Raw genomic sequence first — 17,296 nt, 5'->3', positions numbered from 1 at the left:
AAGCCTTCTTCCGGCAAAAAATCCTGTGTAGTCAGATATTTTTTGCTACACGCGTTGTCAAGCGAGGCGGTGCGGCAAAAAGCCGGCTGTCGGGCCGGCTCTTTGCTGCACTGCAAGGTGAAGCGCTTGGCGTCATCTATTGCGCGCGCCATAGCGCGATGCTCACGTCCGGCTGCCAGGCCGGCTGCGCTGCATGCGCCACCGTGCACTGCCAGATACGGCCGGCAAAGGCGACCCTGTCCCCCAGCGCATAGCGGCCATCTGCTTGCCACGGCGTGATGGTGGGCGACGGCTGGAGCTGAGGTGGGGTATCGGCGGCGATGGCGGTGCTGCACACGCCAAGCGAGCGCCAGGCTTCCCACTGGCTGGCGCGGCTCGGATTTTCACCACGCGTCCACCACCTGGCCTCGAAGTTGATGCTGCCGACGCTCGCGCGCTGGCCGGCGCTATACACGGTGCTGGCCGTCCAGGCTGCGTAGCAGCCAGGTACCGTGGGGCCGATGGCAAAGCGTGCCACTTCCGGATCGTGATCGCTGGTCTGCTCGTGGAATTCGGCGTTGACGTGCACCACGTCGTAATCGGCGCGCACGGCGAGGTTGGCGCTGGCAAGGATATGGTCGAGCGCCTGGCTGTTGCCCTCAAACACATAGGTGTAGCGCTCGTTCTCCGGCAGCAGTTCGACCAGATCGATGAGGCCGGCTGCCTTCAGTGTGTTCACCGGGTTCGAGAACGGAAAGTCGTTCAGGTCGCCCAGCACGATGATCTTGGCGTTCGCATCGTGGCGCGTGAGTTCGCGCACGAAGCCGGCGACAAGTTCGGCTTGCTGCTGCCGCTGCGTTTCCGAAACCCGCAATGGCGGCTGGTTGCGGCCGAACAGCGGCTCGTCGCCGCCCTTGGAGTTCCAGTGGTTGGCGATCACGAACAGCGTCTGGCCGGCGTAGCGGAATTCGGCCACCAGCGGCTTGCGGCTGTTGGCAAAGGCCGCATCGGTCGGCGCGATGCGCCCCGGGCTGTGCGTGAGGCAAACGCGGTTGCCGCAATCGGTAACGCCGACGGCCACCGTGGTGCCACCGCCCGGCTTGTCGCCGAACTCGATGCGGTTTGGGTTGTAGAGGAAGGCAACGCGGATATTGCCGCCGGGCTGGCCGCCGTCCTGGTCATCCACCGGATCGATCGCTCGCCAGGCGTAGGCCGGGCCGCCGGCCGCGGCGATGGCGGCGACGAGGCGGTTCAGCGTTTCATTGGCCGAGACCACGGCATCGTTGTCCGGTCCGTTGTTGTCCTGCACTTCCATCAGGCCGATCAGGTCGGGCGCTTGCAGATGGGTGACGATCTGCACTGCCAGTTGCTGGAACTTGGCCTGGTCGTCCTTGGGCGAGAGGTTCTCGACGTTGAACGAGGCGACCGACAGTTCCTCGCGCCGCGCCGGGCGGGTGATCTCTGGCGTGACGCCGCCGTTGACCACAGGCGAGAGTTCGGTCGCCAGCAGCTTGTAGTTGCCGAAGTTGTAGTCGAGCACGCCAACGGCGCGGGCAAAGCCGTCGCCCACGTTGAGCTTGGGCGGGGTGATGCTGCCGGCATCGAAAATCACCCGCTCAGGATTGAAATCGCCGGCGCGCACGATGATGCCGCCGCGCGGCGTGCGCAGCCCCGCGCCCTGGCCGGCGTTCGCCAGCAGCGAGACTTCGTCGTAGCTGTTGGTCGGGCCAGTGGCGACGGCGTTGTCCAGCTGGATGCGCATGCCTTCCAGCGCCTCAAAGTAATCGATGCCATTGGCTAGATCGAGCGCCGCAGCGGTTTCGATGTCACCAGGCTGGCCTTGCCAGATGCGCTCGGTTGGCGGGTTGGTCAGTTGGACCGGCGCTGGCAGCGGCTGGTTGCTGGCGAGCTTGCTGACCTGCGGGCTGGTGAGCTCGGTAATGGTCAGGTTGGTGGCGCCACCGCTGCCGCCAGGGCGGAATTCCGCGACGCGCCCGGATACCAGTACGCTATCGCCGACTGCCACTGTCGGCGCGCTGCCGGTGTAGACCAGCAGGCCTTCGGATGTGCGCGGGTCGGCATCGGGCTGCGGATCCTGGAAATAGAAGCCGTTGGTGACCACCAGGGTGACGATGCCGGGCACGCCAGACACAGTCTGGCCGGTGAGCGGCGAGCGATGCGCCGTGCCCTGGATGTCGTGGATGCGGGTGTTGCCCGGCGTGGGCGTTGGAGTCGGTGTGGGAGTCGGGCTGCTGCTGCACGGTGGGGTGATGGTCGCGCCGTTGCGCGGTTGCGGTGCGGCCACTTCGAAATCCGCCGCGTTGTTGCCGCTGTCGGTGCAGCCCCCGGCGCGACGCAGTGCGGAACTGGCATTGTTGAGCGCGGTGATCGGCGCCGTCTCGGCATCGCTGGCGCTGCCGAAGCCGATGAAGTCCGCGACGTTGGCGTCTGTCGAGCAGGCGCTGCCGCAGGCAAGCGCGGTGGTCGATTTCACCAGTGCCACTTTGCCGGCGCTGGCGCTCATGGCGATGGTGCCGATCGCATCGGGCGTAGGCAGCGGGGTGGCGCCGGTGTTGGCGCCGACCGCCTGCTGCACCAGGTAGTACTGGCCCGGCTGCAGCGTGCCGGTGAGATGGGTGCGCTGCCAGCTGGTGCCCGAGCTGCTTGCGTATTGCACGCTCCAGCCGTCGAGTATCGCCACTTCGCTGCCGGCGTTGTAGACCTCGATGAAATCGTGCGTGTACGGCGCGCCGCTATTTCCGCCGCCGCCATAAACCTGGCTGATCACCACACCGGCATGGGCGGGCAGGCTCAGCGCCAGCGCGCAGGCGAGGACCATCGGTTTGAGGTTCATGGCGGTATCCATCCTTGCGTTGTAGATGGATCGCAAGGCTAGCGCGCCAGCATGACGCGCTGGGGAAGGATTTGTTGCAAGGGGGCGTGTCAGTGCACCGGTTCGGTGTGGGCGTGGGCGCGGCTGAATGCGCGGATGCCCAGCATCACGCCGGCGACGAACAGCCCGATGGCGGCCAATTCCAGCCCGCTTGGCCAGCGCCAACCCAGCACGAAGCCATAGATCAGCGCGAACACCGTCTCGGCGACGATGAGCTGACCAACGAGGCCCACCGGCAGACGCTGGCTGGCGAGATTCCATAGCCAGCTGCCGACCCACGAGCTGCCGATGCCCAGCAACAGGCTCCAGGCGATCAGCGCCGGCGTGAGCGTGTACGGAATACCACCGGCAAGGCCGGCGAAGGGCAGCAGCGGCAAAAAGCCCAGCGCCGAGCCGATGCCGAGTAGGTTGGTCCAGTTGCTGTTGCCGAATCCCGTCGGCAGCGTGCGCACCACCCGGGCATTGAACACGGCGAAGGCGGTCCAGCTGGCGGCGGCGATCACGGCAAGCAGTACACCGATGAGAAAACCTTGCGGCGCCTGCAGCTGGCTGAGCCCGGCCCAGTTGATCAGCACGAGGCCCGTGGCCACCAGCGACAAGGGCAGCAGCAGCGCCAGCGTCAGCGCGTGGCGCTGGGCAGCGGAGCGCGGCGTGTGTGCAAGATCGATCAGCGCCAGCCACAGCGGGATGGTGCCGATGATCAGGCTGGCGACCGCGCTGTTGGCGTAGCGCACCGCCAGCGTCAGCAGGCAGTAGTAAAAAGCGTTGCCGATCAGGCCGAGCACGATGGCATCGCGCACCAGCCTGCCGCTGATCAGCGCTCGCACGCGGCGCCATTCACGTGCCAGCAGCAGTGCGCACAGCGCCGCGTAGACCAGGTAGCGGCCGATGGCGACCGCCAGCGGCGACTGGCCGGGCAGGGCGGCCGGGGCGATGAAGGCAAAGCCCCAGAGGGCGCCGGCGGCAAGGCCAGCCGCGATACCTGTCCACATCATCGAGCTCCTGTATGACCGCGTATTGTGCGGTGACGGCGCGGCGCGCAGGATGCGGGTTTTCCCGAGCGTGGCGGCGCTCACCGGGCCGACATGAACCTTGCCCAGGCAGGCCGGTCTAGCTGCGCAGCCGCTATTTCAACATCTGGAGCCGTCATGTCACCTTGGGTCGGGGTCTCGCTGTCCGCTCATGCCTTGTGGTTGTTGCCGCTCGCCGCCATCATGGCCTGCGCAATGGCCTTCGGTGGCGCGACCCGCGATGCGCTGCGCTGGACCATGCTGCTTGCGGCGAGCATGGCGCTCACGCTGGCGACCAAGCTTGCCTTCATCGGCTGGGGCATCGGCGTGGCGGCGCTCGATTTTGCCGGCACCAGCGGCCACGCGGCGAACGCCGCAGCCATCTACCCGGTGCTGGCCGCGCTGCTGTGGCAGCACGCGCCGCGCGCGCAGCGGCACGTCGCCATGACGCTTGCCGTCGTGTGGTCGGTACTGGTTGCGATCTCGCGGCTCAAGCTCAACCAGCACACGCCATCCGAAGTGGTGATCGGTTTGGTGCAGGGCTGGCTGGTGGCGATTGTGTTCCTGCGCGGCGTTCGGTGGCCGCTGGCGCTATCGTGGCGCCAGCCAGGCTGGCTGGCCGCCGGCTATTTCAGCCTTATGCTGGCGGGCAGCTTCGTGAGCCTGCCGCTGCGTCTGTACTATCCGCACTATCTGGTGGTCGACGTCGCCTTGGCGATGTCGGGGAACGCTCGCCCCTACAGCCGGGAGCTGGCCTGGCCGCGGCGTGACCCCGAAAACGGCGTACCTGTGAGGTAGGTTGCATTGAGGCAGTACTTGGCGGTGCCACCTATAGTGCCTGCACCCAACACGAAAACGGGAGTGTGGATGCGGGTGAGGATGGCGGTATTGGCGGCTCTGGCCAGCAGCTGGGTTGCAGCGGCGCCGTTTGTTTGTGGCGTGGCGGACGGTTATCCACCCTATCAGTACCGCGATGCCCAAGGCCAACCGGCCGGGCTCGATGTCGACGTGGCGCGGCTGGTATTTGCCCGCGTCGGTCACGAATTGCACTTCACCCAGGACAACTTCGACGAGCTGACCAGCCGGATGGCATTCCATGTCGGCAGGCTCGATGGCCTGTGCGGGGCGGAGCTCAGCGTTGAGCGTGCCCGCCGCTTTGTCTTCTCCCAGCCGTATTTTGCGCGGCGCAGCCTGGTGTTCGTTCCGGCACAAGGTAGCTTGCGCACGCTGGCCGATCTCAAAGGCAAGGTCATCGCCGGCGACCGACAATCGTTTGCCGAGGAAGCACTCAAGGCGCAGCAGCTGTCGGTGCGCATCATGCAGACCGGGAGCAAGGCGGCATCGTTCGAGCTGCTGGCCGCAGGCAAGGTCGCTGCGGTGATCGCGCCGGAGGAAGTGGGGCGCTACCTCGCGGGCGCGCGAGGCGTTGCGGTGCGCACCATCGATACGGGTGATCCCGGCACGCCCGTCAGCATCGTGTTGCACCGCGGTGACGCAGCAACGCTGCGCGCCGTGAACGACGCGATCGACGCGCTGGGGCGTGAAGGCAAGCTTGGTGAGCTGATCCGGCGATACCAGCATTGAGGTCGCGACCGGCGAGGCCCTTGAGCGGCGGACAAAACCCGGTGTGGCGGTTCTGGCAAGAAGCGCCAAACGCAGGCTGCACGACTTGGGCATCATGCACGATATCGCCGAGGCTTTTGTGGGCTGCCGAGCTCCGCCTAGTCGCGCTGCGCCTCCCACTGTGCATCGCGCGTTTCGCGGTACCAGCAGCGCCAGCCGTGCAGGTAGGCATGCTGCAGGTATGGCCCGCGCAGGATGCGTGCATCGGTGCCCGTTCCGGTATCGACGCCGAGCAGGTACACCGCCTGCGCCCAGCCGACGACCTGCGTGCTGCGGGTATTTGCCAGCGTAGCGTCGGCGAGCGACGCGGCTTCCTCGTGCGTCTCCGCCCGCACCAGGAAGCAGGTGTCGTCGCCGTTCGGCCCGCCGCGAAACGGATCGTCCGCATCGTTGCCCCAGCGGATCACTTCATAAAGATTCACGCGGCGCTACTCGGTATCAACGCTTGCGCCCGCCCGAGATCGAGCCGAGCACGCCCCGCAGGATCTGCCGGCCCAGCTCGTTACCCACCTGGCGCGCCATGCTCTTGGCGGCCGACTGCACCATGCCCTCGCTCTTGCCCCCGCGTGGCCCGGTCTTGCCGAACAGCACTTCGCCTATCATGCCAAAGAAGCCGCCGCCCGATTCCTGCTGTTGCGGCTCGGGCGTGCCGGCCGGAGCGGGCGTGTCGCCCTGGATTTCCACCTTCACCCGCAGCCGCTCGTAGGCCGATTCGCGATCGACCGCCTTTTCGTAATGGCCGTACAGCGTGGAGCCCTGGATGCTCGCGGTGCGCTCGGCCTCGGCGAGCGGGCCGATGCGGCAGCCGGGGGCGATGACGAAGGCGCGCTCGACGATGCCAGGCGTGCCCTTGGCATCGAGCAGCGAGATCAGCGCCTCGCCGACGCCCAGCTCGGTGATCGCCGTTTCCACATCGAGCTTGGGGTTGGCGCGCATGGTCTCGGCCGCCGTCTTCACCGCCTTCTGATCACGCGGGGTGAAGGCGCGCAGCGCGTGCTGCACCCGGTTGCCGAGCTGGCCCAGCACTGTTTCGGGAACGTCGAGCGGGTTCTGCGTGACGAAATACACGCCGACGCCCTTGGAGCGGATCAGCCGTACCACCTGCTCCACCTTCTCGATGAGCGCCTTGGGCGCGTCGGCGAACAGCAGATGGGCCTCGTCGAAGAAGAACACCAGCTTGGGCTTGTCGAGATCACCCACCTCGGGCAACTGCTCGAACAATTCGGCCAGCAGCCATAAGAGGAAGGTCGAATAGAGCTGCGGCGACTGGTAGAGCTTGCTGGCGGCCAGCACATTGATCACGCCGTGACCGTTATCGGTCTGCATCAGGTCGGCGATGTCGAGCATCGGTTCGCCGAAGAAGCTGTCGCCCCCCTGCGCCTCCAGTGCCAACAGGCCGCGCTGGATGGCGCCGATGGAGGCCGCCGAGACATTGCCGTATTCGGTGGTGAATTCCTTGGCGTTGTCGCCCACGTGCTGGACCATGGCGCGCAGGTCTTTCAGGTCCAGCAGAAGCAGGCCCTGGTCGTCGGCGATCTTGAATACCAGCTGCAGTACGCCTTCCTGTGTGTCGTTCAGGTTCAAAAGGCGCGAGAGCAGCAAGGGGCCCATGTCGCTGACCGTGGCGCGCACCGGATGGCCCTGTTCGCCGAACACATCCCAGAACACGGTGGGGCAAGCGGCATAGGTCAGCGTGAGGCCAAGCTCATCGAGCCGGGCCTTGAGCTTGGGCGATTCGGCGCCGGCCGCGCCTACGCCGGAGAGGTCACCCTTTACGTCCGCCAGGAACACCGGCACGCCGATGCGGGAAAACGATTCGGCGAGCTTTTGCAGCGTCACGGTCTTGCCGGTGCCGGTGGCGCCAGCAATCAGACCGTGGCGGTTGGCCAGGGCGGGTAGCAGGGCAAGTTCCAGATCGCCGGTTTTGGCGATGACGAGTGGTTCGGCCATATGAGCTTCCTGGTTAGGGCGGCCCCTAGAGTGTAGCTGCCTCCATCGAAATACGACTAGCCAGCACGGCCCCAGACCTGCCCGGCGCCGGGCGCGCTCAATCCCCGCCGCCGCCACCGCATCCGCCACATCCCCCGCCGCCACAGCTACTGCCACCATCTGACGATCCGCCATCGGCTGAACTGCCATCCGATCCACCATCACCGCTGCTGCCGCTGGTTTCAGAGCTCACCCAGGTCTGCTCGGGATCGTCGTGAAAGTGCGCGCGCTCGGCCCAGTTCTCGAGCTCACGGCCAAACAAGGACAAGGCGCCCAGCAGAGCCACTGCTTGCAGAGTATGTCCGATATCGGTTTGCCCGCCGGCTCGTTCGCGCCATTGCTGTAGCGCGTCGTCGAGCACCTGTTGACCCGATTCGGTGATTTGCGCGGCGCGGCGATCCCAATACAGGCGGTTGCTGAAATAAACCAGCCCCATCAACCAGATGACGGTCATGCCGAACACGGCGTGCCCGGTTTCGAGACCGACGCTGATCCGGATGACGCCGAGCAGCAAGAGCGCGAGCAACAAGAGCTGTATGGCACGCTGGCGCCGTGCGAGCGTCTTGCGCGGCAGCCTCAGGCCGGCAGCGGCCAGGCGCGCCTCGCTATGCCTGGCCAGCGCGGCGCTGCGTGTGAACGCGCGCGATGGCGAATCTCCAGGCAGCAGCAAATGGTGGAATTCGGCCAGCAGGGGATGGGGCAGGGCAGGCTCCGGCTGGTGCTTGCTCAGATAACCCTTGCCGATGATGCCAATAGCCTTCCGCTGCGCGAGGATGGCCAGCGCATATCGGAACTGGCGTCTTGCGCCGTCCGCCAGATAGGCCAGGTCGTGCAGCGGCAGCCGGGTGGTGGCGGGAATCGGATCGCGTCTGTCCAGCCAGGCCCAGAAGCGCAGGTTGGCGCGATAGGCCAGCCACACGCTCAACCAGATGGGGAGGGCCAGCGACATGAAACGCGGGCCGGACATCGCCGCAAGGCCGACCCCAGTCAGCAGCCCGATCAGCCAGCAGGCTGCAATCAGCGCGATGGCGATACAAAGCGGCAGATTGATCCGGTCCGCCCACGGCACGGGCCGTTCAGGCAGTGCGGCATCGGGCGTGGCTGTGACGTTGGAGGGTAGACGTGCCGGCCAGATATCGCTGGGTGGCTCGCTGTCGAACGCTTCGCGATAGCGCTGCAATGTCGTGCTGTACGGCCGGTAGCCCAGGCGCGGTATTTCTTCGGGCTGATAGGGGCGGTGGTGCAAGGTTCGCCCCAGCACATTGGGGCAAAAATGCTCCCAATAGTCGTGCGTGTGCAGCAAATGCAGATGCCAGACCGCATCGACACGAACAGAGGGTGCCAGCTCCTTGTCCGAGGTGGCCGCCAGCAAGACAAAGCGCCGATATTCGTCGAGCGCCGCCATCGCTTCCGCATACGGCCAGCCTTGCTGCTCGGCCAGCTTTCCCACGAACAGGTTGTCGGACTGATACCCGCCCGGCATATAGGATTCGAGACGATGCCAGATGTCGCGTTGTTCGGGGCTCAAGGGCATTGGAGACGGGTCTGCTGCAACGAATGAGCCGCCATTATCCCGTATGCCCCTGTATTTCCGAAAACAGACAGACCGCAAACGACGGCGCCCGCGTGGGCGCCGCGGATCAGGCCCGGACCAATTTGATTGCCAAGGCCAGCATCACCGCTGCGGTGGCGAGATCGACCACCCGCCACACCCAGCGCCGCTGCAGCCAGGGCGACAGTGCGTGTGCCGACAGCGCCAGCGAGAAGAACCAAGCGAGCGACGCGGTGACGGCACCGGCGCCGAACCACCAGCGCGCGTTGCCCGCGTGCTGCGCGCCAACGCTGCCGAGCAGCAATACCGTATCAAGGTAGACATGCGGATTGAGCAGGCTGAAGCCGAGCGCGGCGAGCAGTGCCTGGCGGGCGTCGAGCATGGCGTTTCCCTGCGTCTCCAGCGTGCCCGGCTGCAGCGCGGCGCGCAGCGCACGCCAGGCGAACCACACGAGATAGGCGGCGCCGCCCCAGCGCGCCCCGGCCATCAAGGCCGGGTTATGCGCGAACAGCGCCCCCAACCCTAGCAGGCCGGCTGCGATCAAGAGCGCATCACACAGCGCGCAGATGCTGGCGGTGAGTAGTGCATGCTGGCGCGTCAGCCCCATGCGCAGCACGTGTGCGTTCTGTGCGCCGATGGCCATGATCAATCCAGCGCACAACACCAATCCCTGCCAATACGCCGCCTGCATCGCCTTCTATCCCTTGGTTCGATGGCATGCAGCTTGAGGGGTGTGGCGGATGGTGACGATTTTTATTAATCTATTTCAGGTTGCATAAATTTTGTGAATGATCATGTTCGATGCCCGGGCCGTCGCGGCCTTCGTGACCATCGCGCGTGAAGGCAGCTTCGAGCGCGCTGCCGGCGTGTTGGCGCTGACCCAGTCCGCCGTATCGCAGCGGGTACGCGCGCTGGAAACCCAGCTGGGCCAGACCCTGCTCACGCGCGGCCGGCCTTGCGTCGCGACGGCGGCGGGCCAGACCTTGCTGCGCTACCTGGAACGCATCCGCCTGCTGGAAGAGGAAGCGCAGCGCGCGCTGGCGGGCGACGAATCCGGCCCATCGCGGCTACCGATCGCGGTGAACGCGGACAGCCTGCACAGCTGGGTACCGCCAGTGCTGGCGCAGGCCGTGGCCGGCACGCCGTTCCTGATCGACATGCAGGTGGACAACGAGGATTACACGCACGAGCTGTTGGCGCGCGGCGAGGTGCTGGCGTGCGTGTCCGCCCGGGCCAGCGCCATGCGTGGCTGTGTGGCCGAGCCACTGGGGCTGCTGCGTTACCTGTGCGTGGCCACGCCGCGCTTTCGTGATCGCCATTTCGCCAGCGGTGTCACCCGCGAGGCCATGCTGGACGCGCCCGCGCTGCTGTACAACCGCAAGGACGCGATGTCCGGCGACTATTTGCGGCAGCACTTCGGCATCCTGGAAGGCCACTTCCCCTGCCATCTGATGCCGTCGTCGCAAGCTTTCGTCGATTTCGCGCTGCTCGATTTCGGCTACGTGCTGGTGCCCGAGTTGGCAGTACAAGGCCAGATGGCACGCGGTGAGCTGATCGATCTGTTACCTGGCAACCCGCACGACGTGCCACTCTACTGGCACGCCTGGCAGATCCAGCCACCTCAGGTGGATGCGCTGTTCCGGCGGATCGTGGCCGGAGCAAGAGGGGTATTGCCGGGGATGGGGGAGCGCGACGATGACTGACTGGAAACTCGCCTGCTTCGATCTCGATGGCACGCTGGCACGGGTGAGCACCAGCCAGCACCTCGCAAAGCGGCTCAACCATGCCGCGACGAAGGCCTCACCCGGCTGACCCCAGCGTTCCAGTGCCTTCAGCGCGGGCGCGACGCCGTGCTCCTCGGCGATCAGCAAGCCCTCAAGGTGCGCATCGAGCAGGCGGTTGAAATGCGTGTACCGCTCGGGGTAGAGATTGAATGCCCGCGCCGCGCCGTCCAGTTGCGCCCAATAGAATGCGGCGTCCTCGGCGTGGCGGATGAGCAGCGGTTCGATGTGGGCGGGGATCGCGGCCTGCATCATTGATCCCCTGTGCGGCGCAACGAAAGAACGGCGCTCCTCATGTCAGCGACACATTCATCGCCTGTGCGATCGCGCGCACGGTCATGCCGGTTTCGGGGTCGGCTGCATCCGCGTTCGCGCCCAGTTCGATCAGGCGCCGGGCTACCGCGTCGTAGCCATCCCAGGCGCCCTGGGCGCTGATCGCGTTCACCAGCAACAGCCAGCTGTGCTCGCGCAGTGCGGCCAGATCCAGCGTTTCGGGCTGGCCCAGCGCCGCCAGCGCGGCGTCGGGGCCGTCGTTGCCGATCACGTCCAGCAGTGCCTGCATGCCGTCGTCGTCGGTCAGTCGTTCCTGGCCGCGCCCCAGTTGCTGCCGCGCTGCGGCGCGCGGTGATTGTTCGGCAAAAGCGAACGCAGAGAACAGCAGGGTCCAGGTCTTGCCGTCATAGATCACCGCGCCGTGCGGGCTGGCGGTCAGCATCACCTTGCCATCCGGGCTGATGTCGATCACCCCGCAGGCATTGCGCACCGCCGGTGGCTGATCCGGCGGGGTAATCAGCTTGCCGTCCTGCAATACCCACAACCCGTAGTCCGAGCCGCACCACAGCCGGCCAGCGAACCACGCCGTGTCCTTGAACGGCAGGCTGTAGCCGCCTTCCAGCAATCGCTTCCAGCGGTCATTGCGCCCCACCCACAGCGAGCCGCCATTGCCGCTGATGTAGACGTTGCTATCACCGGCGCAGCACACGGTGTAGAGCAATTCGTTGGATGGGAAATCGATCTGTCGCCAGGCCTTGCCGTCGAAATGCCAGACGTCGCCGGTACCGCCGACGGCGTAGAGATCGTCTTCGGCAAACCCGGCTACATCCTCAAAACCAGTTTCCAGTACGCCTTTACCTTCCTTTGCAAGCCGCTCGGGTATGGGCGGTGAGGTGGAAAAAGGCCGCCAGTCATCGGCGCCAGCCCGGATGCGTAACTGCCGTGCCGTGCCGGCTACCGTCAGCCGCCCGGCAACCCGAGTCACCTTGGTTGGCGACCACCAGTATTCGGAATCGGGAATCTGGGGCGGGATGTCCTGCTCTACATTTGCGGCAGGCGCGTCATACCGGAAAACATGCCTCCCCATATCCACCGCCACGAACTCCGACTTGCCACCCGCATCGGAAAAGGCCACCCGCGTGAAGTTGAAATAATCTGCCTCCTGATAATAGAAACGCCGTTCCATCGGGCGTTCCATGCGCGCGAACAGGAATCGGGTGCGAGGCAGCGGATCGCAGTGCGGGGAGTCGGTGGTCTCGACCAGGATGAAGCAATAGCGCGTGTTGTCGTAGCCGATGGCGCAGTCGTAGACGGTGTATCCTTTGAAAAACTGCTCGTAACGCGCTTTGTCGCAAATCATTTCTGCAGCCATTTTCCTCGGTGCTGGTTCTTTAGATATCGCCGTATTCGGTCGCCGCGCCGCCGCCGGCCACGGCGGAGTGCGGCCCCAGCTTGGTCAGGCCAGCTTGCAGATTCAAGCTGTTGCCAATTGCACCACCACCTGTTCGATGGCCGCTTCGTCGTCATCAAAATCAACGGTTATCATTCTATCGCCCATGCGCCAGCGGTCGTTATGGATGACAGCAACCGGGCTGCTCCATTCCGGCGTCCCCAGACTAGCTCGGGCCTGTGAGCGGGAGGTCGAGAACTGCAGGCCGCGAGGCAGATCGCGACACAGGGCCGCCGAGGGTGCGCCAGTGGGTGAAAAGAACACGACGTCGAAAATCAGCATCCCTTCCGAACGGGCACCACCCCAGCGCGACGGTAAGGATTCGGCCAGTGAAAACCCCAGTTCAAGGCCGGAGCCCTCCAAGTGAATGTTGATATCCGTTTCACCGCGCTTCGGTTTTGGACGCGCCCCCATGAGCCAGCCTGCTTGCAGCAGCTGGACAATATCTTGATTGGAGACAGGCTGCCCTAGCGGCGCCAGTATTTCATTCGCATTCACCTTATTCGCACTTGCTTCTCTGCCCTGAGACAAAGAATTAATCCTTTACGCATCTCCATCAGCGATGCATTTCCATGTTCCTGGAGCGATTAACTTGACGCGTAGCAGTCGATTATCGAGGTTGCTGTAGAGCACGTGCAGTGTGTAGTCGGCAAAATGCCAGACGGCGTGGCCCGTCAAGGCGGAATCGGATTGCTGGACTGGCTGGTCTGGAATCTTGCGGAAAAGCGCCTCGGGATCATCCTCAAAATCAAGACCTTGAGGCAGAGCCCCATCCCAGCCTGCCGACTCCATATCGCGATTGCGATGCAAGGTGATAGAGCGGAATGCCCCACCTACGAGGCTAATGGTTGCCCCGAAAGTGTCCGTAAAGTCAATTTCTCCCTCAGATTGTGCTTCCTGCAATTTTTCAGCGTCCAGCACATCGCCCCACAATGAGGCGAATGCTCGATCGGATTGTTTTTCACCAAACGCAGAAGTTAGCGCTGAAAGCTCGGGCCACTGCATTTCCTGTGCCCGTAGAATCGGGGCTGCCATTTGTCGACATGCGACCCGATCAATGGCTTGCCCATCCGCCGTATAGGTCACGCTCAAGCGGTAACCTTCTGCGTCCCAAGTGTCGTTGCGATAAGAGTGTCGAGACGATTCAAAAGCGGCCAGCTTGGTCCGTGTTGCATCACGGCCATCGCTGAAAATCAAGCCCAATGGCAATTCTCCAGCATATGCCTGAATGTCGCCAAGGCCGCTATAGAAATAGGTTTGAGACAATATAAGGTCGCCACGCCCCCAACATGCGCGGGGTGCTGCATTATGGTATTCCGAATCTGCGAAACCGAGCTCGATGCCTTTGCGACGAACCAGAACCCAGTCGTGATAGGCATGCCGATCACTTCCGGTTAACGACGGTCGGTTGGCCGTACGAAGAGAATCAAACAGCACCTCAATGCAGTCAGCGCTGACCAGGGAGCCAAATAGACCGGTAATATCGCCTGCTCGTATCATTCAAAAATGCTCGGTTAGCTCATGCATTCGGACTGAAGGCAATCTGGCGCACCCCGGATTCATCGTCATTGAAGCAGACAAGCGTCTTAACGCCATCAAAAATCCAGCGGTCGTTATTCATTACAGGGCTGCTCCAGGCGGGTGAACCAAATGCTTTTCGAGCCGCACTGCGCGACAGATCGAGGCGCAAGCCGAAAGGCAAGAGCGGGTCGTCGCCTTGAACGTCACCTCTATGCTCGACAAAAACTGTCTTTAGAACCAACTCGCCCTCCTTGAAACTATCGTCATCAGGGTACAGGGAGTCTGCCGAAACAAAACAGAGCTCAAGCGGTTGATTCTCAATCTCGTAGTTGGCTTGATCTTCGCCACGCGGTAGCCGATCAAGCGGCAATTGAATGCCAAGCTTGGACAGCAACTGTTTGACCTGCTCATCGTTTTCCGACTTGCCAAGCAGGGAGAGGATGTCATTCACATTTAGCATTGGTTTTTCCTTTCAGTCATTTTTTCTTGGTGGTCTTCATAACATCAGCCAGCCACTTGTCAAACTCTGCGTTGTTCTTTTTCAATACTCGCTTGGCGGCTTTTTGGTATGCCTTTTTGCACCCACCGTCAGCGTCATATTCATCAATCTTCCCAAGCATTGCTTCTACATCGCGACGGGCGGAGCCAGCCAAATCTCCCGCATCTTTCGCAGCGTTTGCCGCGGTCTGACCATATGTAGGACTTATGTCTATATGCGCTTGTCGTGGAATGGCTATTGCATCCGCAGCATTATCAATCGCAGTCTTTTCCGCCTTGGTGAGAGTATCGCCTTTTAGCGCCTCTGCGCGTGCCTTCAATGCGGCCTTCGACGGAATATGATCCCGATCGAATTTCCCATCTCCCGTTTTCTTCTTGAGATCACCATACTTCCCGTACTCACCACACTTCATTTTTTTCTTTGGCTTGGTCTTGTTGCCATCCTTGCCCTTGCCACCTTTCCCTGCGGCCGTTTCAGCTGCTTCCTTCTCGGCTTTTGCCGCAGCTTCCGCGGCTTCTTTCTCTGCCTTTTCCCTGGCCTCCCGTTCGGCTTTTTCCTTGGCGACTTTGGCGGCGGCATCAGCCGCTTCCTTGGCCTTGCGTGCGTCGTTGGCGGCGTCCGCCACGTCCACGCCGCGCTTCACGGCCTTGGCGCCCGTCGCACCCCAACCCACGAAGGGGATTGCAGCTGCCAGCGACAAGCCGGCGCCAATAAAATCGCCACGGGCGGCGCTGATCCCGGCGTTGGCCAGATCGGCAACCTCACCGAAACCCGGGATCAAACCTACTACATCCAGCCCGATTTGCAAGCCATCGAGCACCTGGGTGCCTACGCTGGCCTCTTCCGGTGTTTCGATCTTGAGGGTGGGTTTTTCCTGATCGAGCGGCGTGGGCACGCCACCGGGCTGGCCCACCGTTTTACCCGTGGTGTTGCCTTTCTTGCTCATGGGGCGTTCATCTCCCACTCGTCATCGTGACGAATGATGAATCGCCCCTTGGCGCGCACCGTGCTGCTGTGGTCCTTGGGATAGCAATTGGCGCCCACCGTGCCGCTCTTGATGCCTTTGGCTGAGCCGGCAGCATCCCCTATGGTCTTGGGCACCTTGCTCTTGTCGTAGACCACCACCGGGTCCGAATTGGCCTTCACACTCGGGATTACCTGTGCGGCGTCGCCCAGATTGGCGATCACCGGATAGGGTATGGGTGGGGTGCTGTTGCCCATGGGGGTTTTGCAGACATCCGGCACCATGCCCACCACTTTCCAGCTGCCGTTTTTGCGGGCCGTTATATTGTTTGCCATAGGTATCACCCCAGCTCGGGCTGTGTGGCCGCTGCGGTTGCGGGCTGCCACTTGATCAGTGGCGCAGCGGGATCAATTTCGAAATCGGCTTCCAGCACCCGGATCGGCGCACTGGCCGGCACATGAAAGCGCCAGGTGATGGTCAGGGTGAGGGCATCGCCATCAATGATCAGCGTGTCCATGCGCATCGGCAGCGGCAGGATCACGCCATTCAAAAAGCGCGTGATGATGAAGGCCCGATGCCCCGGCAAGCGGGTGACGAGCTTGCCCTCAGGGGTGGCGTGCTCAACTTCGATATGCGCATCCGGTGGCGGATAGGCGATCTGCTGGTCCACCGGCGCGGCGTTCCAGTAGCCAAAATCGAAGTCTGCGGGGAGCAGGGGATGGCGCTCGTCCAGCCATTGCTGGTCATAGGTGCCGGCAAGCGTGCGGCGCGGCAGCCAGGGGCGGCCGATCAGGCCGAAGCCTTGCGGTTGCAGTGCCTGCGCCTGTGCCGGCTTGAGCTTGCCGCGCAGTGCGCGCCAGAACAGCTTGGCGCTCATCGGGTGTTGCGGGTGTTCGATCTGCGGCGCCGGCAGGGTCTTGATGCGTTTGGCCTTGAGCCACCACGCTTGGGCAAAGCCGATGCCGACCGGGTTGGTGTCGCACACGGTGTGCGCGACGGGGGGCTGTTCCTGCTCGGGGTGGTCGGCGCGCTGTGCCGGGGTGAGCCGGTATTTGGCCTTGATCCGCTTGGCAGCTCGCCGGTCGTTCGCCTCGATGCGGTTCTGCCCACCGTAGGCGTATTCGTAGCGCAGCGGCTGGGTGGTGAAGCGCTGCGGGGCGGTGAGCTTCCAAAGATTGGGCTGGATCAGGTTGAGGCTGGCCACCCGAACCAGCATGCCCAGGCTGCGGCGAATGAAGCTGCGCCGGATGAACTGGCGCGGGCCGGTCACGTTCAGCGTCTTGTCGAGCAACACCGGCCCGGCGATGGGGTGGCTATGCGCCCAGGTGCAAGCGGCTTCCCACTGTTGCCGCTGCAGGGCGGTCAGACCCATCAAGGGATTGAAGGACTGCGGTTGAGGGGGGGCGGGGCGGGGCTGATCTGCAGCACGCAGTTGCAGCCGCACCGGCAGCTGCCGCACGGCTCGCCCTGCCGGCGCATGCGCCTGGCCTTGCAGGATAACGTCGCAACGCGGCTTGTAGGGGGCGAGATCACTCTCGGCCGATTCGCTGCTCTGGTTCATTACGCCAAAGAAGGTGTCTTCGACGCATAGCGGCAGCGGCTCGTCGGCGATGACTTCGGCGCGATAGTGGCCGACCGGACCATCGGCCACCAGGCGGTAGCCCACCTTCATGGCCACCACTTTGTATTCGGTGTCGGCAACGTCGAGCGCGCTGTAGCACAGCACATCGAACGGGGTGAGGTTACGGAACTCCATCGGGCA

17 protein-coding genes are annotated in these 17,296 nt (G+C 63.8%); 4 read left to right on the top strand and 13 right to left on the bottom strand.

What is annotated here, in order from left to right; genetic code table 11:
- Nucleotides 1-136 precede the first annotated feature (136 nt).
- Both NLI84_RS00515 and NLI84_RS00510 read right to left on the bottom strand, forming a co-directional pair.
- Entirely contained in the window at nt 137-2,833 is a 2,697-nt protein-coding gene (locus NLI84_RS00515) for a DUF8508 domain-containing protein (RefSeq protein WP_255987396.1), read from the bottom strand.
- 89 nt (nt 2,834-2,922) lie between these two features.
- Nucleotides 2,923-3,867: a DMT family transporter gene (locus NLI84_RS00510; RefSeq protein WP_255987395.1), complete on the bottom strand. Its 945-nt coding sequence runs from the start codon at nt 3,865-3,867 to the stop codon at nt 2,923-2,925.
- Between the two features lie 153 nt (nt 3,868-4,020).
- On the opposite strand from NLI84_RS00510, the gene NLI84_RS00505 reads away from it, so the two are divergent.
- Both NLI84_RS00505 and NLI84_RS00500 read left to right on the top strand, forming a co-directional pair.
- Nucleotides 4,021-4,680, top strand: a complete 660-nt coding sequence (locus NLI84_RS00505) for a phosphatase PAP2 family protein (protein WP_255987393.1) — start codon at nt 4,021-4,023, stop codon at nt 4,678-4,680.
- A gap of 69 nt (nt 4,681-4,749) precedes the next feature.
- Nucleotides 4,750-5,466 (top strand): transporter substrate-binding domain-containing protein, encoded by a 717-nt coding sequence (locus NLI84_RS00500; RefSeq protein ID WP_255987391.1) that lies wholly within the window; start codon nt 4,750-4,752, stop codon nt 5,464-5,466.
- Between the two features lie 137 nt (nt 5,467-5,603).
- On the opposite strand, the gene NLI84_RS00495 is transcribed toward NLI84_RS00500, so the two are convergent.
- From NLI84_RS00495 to NLI84_RS00480, 4 genes are all read right to left on the bottom strand, one after another.
- Nucleotides 5,604-5,927 carry a hypothetical protein gene (locus NLI84_RS00495; protein WP_255987389.1) on the bottom strand — a complete coding sequence of 108 codons (324 nt, stop codon included), beginning with the start codon at nt 5,925-5,927 and terminating at the stop codon, nt 5,604-5,606.
- Nucleotides 5,928-5,943: 16 nt separating this feature from the next.
- Nucleotides 5,944-7,455, bottom strand: a complete 1,512-nt coding sequence (locus tag NLI84_RS00490) for a helicase HerA-like domain-containing protein (protein WP_255987387.1) — start codon at nt 7,453-7,455, stop codon at nt 5,944-5,946.
- Between the two features lie 97 nt (nt 7,456-7,552).
- Nucleotides 7,553-9,028 carry a TIGR04222 domain-containing membrane protein gene (locus NLI84_RS00485; RefSeq protein ID WP_255987385.1) on the bottom strand — a complete coding sequence of 492 codons (1,476 nt, stop codon included), beginning with the start codon at nt 9,026-9,028 and terminating at the stop codon, nt 7,553-7,555.
- A gap of 106 nt (nt 9,029-9,134) precedes the next feature.
- Nucleotides 9,135-9,689, bottom strand: coding sequence for a LysE/ArgO family amino acid transporter (locus tag NLI84_RS00480; RefSeq protein WP_255987383.1), 555 nt, complete (start codon nt 9,687-9,689; stop codon nt 9,135-9,137).
- A gap of 151 nt (nt 9,690-9,840) precedes the next feature.
- Here NLI84_RS00480 and NLI84_RS00475 point away from each other — a divergent pair, with 151 nt between their 5' ends.
- Both NLI84_RS00475 and NLI84_RS00470 read left to right on the top strand, forming a co-directional pair.
- On the top strand, nt 9,841-10,749 hold the full coding sequence (locus tag NLI84_RS00475; RefSeq protein WP_255987381.1) for a LysR family transcriptional regulator ArgP: 909 nt from the start codon (nt 9,841-9,843) through the stop codon (nt 10,747-10,749).
- 147 nt (nt 10,750-10,896) lie between these two features.
- The gene (locus tag NLI84_RS00470) at nt 10,897-11,085 is read left to right on the top strand and encodes a hypothetical protein (protein ID WP_255987380.1); all 189 of its coding nucleotides are present in this window, start codon (nt 10,897-10,899) and stop codon (nt 11,083-11,085) included.
- A 34-nt stretch (nt 11,086-11,119) separates the two neighbouring features.
- Here NLI84_RS00470 and NLI84_RS00465 read toward each other — a convergent pair whose 3' ends face one another.
- The 7 genes from NLI84_RS00465 to NLI84_RS00435 all read right to left on the bottom strand — a co-directional run bounded on the left by NLI84_RS00465 (nt 11,120) and on the right by NLI84_RS00435 (nt 17,290).
- Nucleotides 11,120-12,460: a hypothetical protein gene (locus NLI84_RS00465; RefSeq protein WP_255987379.1), complete on the bottom strand. Its 1,341-nt coding sequence runs from the start codon at nt 12,458-12,460 to the stop codon at nt 11,120-11,122.
- A 114-nt stretch (nt 12,461-12,574) separates the two neighbouring features.
- Nucleotides 12,575-13,081 (bottom strand): outer membrane protein assembly factor BamE, encoded by a 507-nt coding sequence (locus NLI84_RS00460; RefSeq protein WP_255987378.1) that lies wholly within the window; start codon nt 13,079-13,081, stop codon nt 12,575-12,577.
- Between the two features lie 12 nt (nt 13,082-13,093).
- Nucleotides 13,094-14,050: a hypothetical protein gene (locus NLI84_RS00455; RefSeq protein ID WP_255987376.1), complete on the bottom strand. Its 957-nt coding sequence runs from the start codon at nt 14,048-14,050 to the stop codon at nt 13,094-13,096.
- Nucleotides 14,051-14,069: 19 nt separating this feature from the next.
- Nucleotides 14,070-14,522 (bottom strand): hypothetical protein, encoded by a 453-nt coding sequence (locus tag NLI84_RS00450; protein ID WP_255987375.1) that lies wholly within the window; start codon nt 14,520-14,522, stop codon nt 14,070-14,072.
- 25 nt (nt 14,523-14,547) lie between these two features.
- Complete coding sequence (locus NLI84_RS00445; RefSeq protein WP_255987374.1) at nt 14,548-15,516, bottom strand: hypothetical protein; 969 nt, start codon at nt 15,514-15,516, stop codon at nt 14,548-14,550.
- Entirely contained in the window at nt 15,513-15,869 is a 357-nt protein-coding gene (locus NLI84_RS00440; RefSeq protein ID WP_255987373.1) for a DUF4150 domain-containing protein, read from the bottom strand. Before NLI84_RS00440 ends, NLI84_RS00445 begins: the two co-directional genes overlap by 4 nt.
- A 5-nt stretch (nt 15,870-15,874) precedes the next feature.
- The gene (locus NLI84_RS00435; protein ID WP_255987372.1) at nt 15,875-17,290 is read right to left on the bottom strand and encodes a DUF2169 family type VI secretion system accessory protein; all 1,416 of its coding nucleotides are present in this window, start codon (nt 17,288-17,290) and stop codon (nt 15,875-15,877) included.
- Nucleotides 17,291-17,296 lie beyond the last annotated feature (6 nt).

The organism is Chitinolyticbacter albus, assembly GCF_024437655.1.
GTDB classification, from domain to species: domain Bacteria; phylum Pseudomonadota; class Gammaproteobacteria; order Burkholderiales; family Chitinibacteraceae; genus Chitinolyticbacter; species Chitinolyticbacter albus.
This window is presented reverse-complemented; position numbering and strand designations above follow the sequence as displayed.